Consider the following 1,939-nt stretch of genomic DNA (forward strand, 5'->3'; position numbering starts at 1 on the left):
TTATCTAATAATTTTACCTTTTGTCCATAAAGTTGTGTGTTAACAACTAGAATGAATAATAAGAGTACCCAATGGTTAATTTTCATATTTAATCATTATTTTGCTTTATCTAAGAGAGTGTTATAGGCGGCAGGTGATAAATCCCGTTGTTTCCCACTATATACATCTCCTTTTTGTTTGGGAATGGTTTACTTCAAAGTTCTTTAAATACATTTTATATGCAGCCTCAGCTTTAGACCCCTTTGTGATTGTTAAGTTATTGGTATCTAGGAGTTCATAAAGAGTTTGAACTAATAGACCATTGTAGTACAAGATGTTAGCATTATCATTATTTATTGAATTAAGAACAGCGTTAACACCTTTTATACTACTATTGGTACTAGCAATTTCCAGCATTACTATTACATTATATAATTTTGCTTCTGCATCCAATTCTTGCGTATTTCTTCCATTTATACCGTATAAAGCTTTTTGGAAAACATGGAAAAGTTCTTCTGTATACCCTGTAACGGTTGCGTGTTCATAACTGTATATATATTATTGTCAAGTAAGTGAACAAAATTAATTTACACAAAATAAATATATGTAATTTCCGTTCTACTTTGAGTTATGGGAAAACCAAAAGTATTGGGGTTAGCCGAGACAGAGCGTCTGGCACTCGATAGAGGATTTCGCTTTGGCGAGAAACATTGTTTCCGTATGCGTTGTCGTGCAGTATTACTGAAGTCGGAAGGTCTGTCATCAGTAGCCATAGGTGCGCAAACGGAAATGAGCCATGTAAGCGTAAACGCTTGGGTAAAGCGTTTCAAGTCGGAAGGCATAGAGGGGTTGAAGACTCGTTCCGGACGGGGTCGGAAACCTATTATGGACTGTTCAGACGAAGAGGCGGTACGCCGTGCAATAGAGCAAGACAGGCAGAGTGTGAGCAAAGCCAGAGCAGCATGGGAGCAATCCTCAGGCAAAGAGGTAAGCGACGCAACGTTCAAACGTTTTTTATCAGCATTGGCGCAAAATATAAGCGAATAAGAAAACGCCCAAGGGGAGTCCCCTCGCCGCAACTCTATGAATACAAGGTCGAGAAGTTGCAGGAACTTGAGAGACAAGCGTATGAAGGACGCATCAGGCTCTATTATGCTGACGAAAGCCACACTTGCACAGAAGGATATGTCCCTTACGGCTGGCAACTGCGAGGGGAAGATGTTTACATCCCCTCCCAAAGAGTGGCACGTCTCAATATTTTTGGAATGATAGATAGAGACAACCACTACAAGGGTTTCACAACATCCGAGAAAATGACAGCAGACAAAATTGTCAGTTTCTTTGATGAAATCTCGTTCAATCTGAAGATGGATACATTTGTCGTCCTCGACAATGCTTCTGTCCATCGAAACAAGAAAATCAGGGAACTTCGTCCTATATGGGAACAAAGGGGACTCTTCCTTTTCTATCTGCCACCATACTCGCCACAGTTGAACATTGCCGAGACACTGTGGCGCATACTCAAAGGCAAGTGGATGAGACCACAGGATTATATAACTTCTGACATGCTGTTCTATACAACCAATAGAGCTTTGGCGGATATAGGAAAAGGATTGCGTATAAACTTCTCTAAACATGTCGCTTAATTTTGAACAGTTACTTATTCCAATTAAATTGTCATATCTGTATTTTATTTTTCTAAGTAAGTCATGAGAAAATATTTTTCTAAAAATCAGATAATTATTTATCTAAAAATTACCATGCATCAGAATGTATTGAGATTGATGTACCGCTACCTTTAATATTACCTACAAGCAATACTCGTTTACTTTTCATATCTAAAAACTTACATTTTTCAATCTTTTCGTCTGTATAAATAACATTTGATTTCATTGCCCTTAAGTCAATTTTCTGATTGGGATATATTATAAAAATAGAAGTATTAGGATTATTTACATCA

Annotated in this window: 2 protein-coding genes and 1 pseudogene; 2 read left to right on the forward strand and 1 reads right to left on the reverse strand. The window is 37.7% G+C overall.

All coding sequences use genetic code 11. The features are described from left to right. Positions 1–609 precede the first annotated feature (609 nt). Positions 610–1,026 (forward strand): helix-turn-helix domain-containing protein, encoded by a 417-nt coding sequence (locus BN93_RS15290; protein ID WP_019189158.1) that lies wholly within the window; start codon positions 610–612, stop codon positions 1,024–1,026. Continuing rightward, positions 942–1,625, forward strand: coding sequence for an IS630 family transposase (locus BN93_RS15295; RefSeq protein WP_157462906.1), 684 nt, complete (start codon positions 942–944; stop codon positions 1,623–1,625). The genes BN93_RS15290 and BN93_RS15295 overlap by 85 nt, the downstream gene beginning before the upstream one ends. Before the next feature lie 109 nt (positions 1,626–1,734). On the opposite strand, the pseudogene BN93_RS18815 reads toward BN93_RS15295, so the two are convergent. Continuing rightward, positions 1,735–1,939, reverse strand: a pseudogene (locus tag BN93_RS18815) (hypothetical protein); the annotation flags it as partial.

The sequence above is a fragment of the Prevotella conceptionensis 9403948 genome, assembly GCF_000312305.1.
In the GTDB taxonomy this organism is placed as follows: Bacteria; Bacteroidota; Bacteroidia; order Bacteroidales; family Bacteroidaceae; genus Prevotella; species Prevotella conceptionensis.

Bases quoted from the DNA above. Each gene is read 5' to 3' on its own strand.
- BN93_RS15290 (WP_019189158.1), top strand. From the start codon at position 610: ATGGGAAAACCAAAAGTATTGGGGTTAGCCGAGACAGAGCGTCTGGCA.
- BN93_RS15295 (WP_157462906.1), top strand. From the start codon at position 942: ATGGGAGCAATCCTCAGGCAAAGAGGTAAGCGACGCAACGTTCAAACG.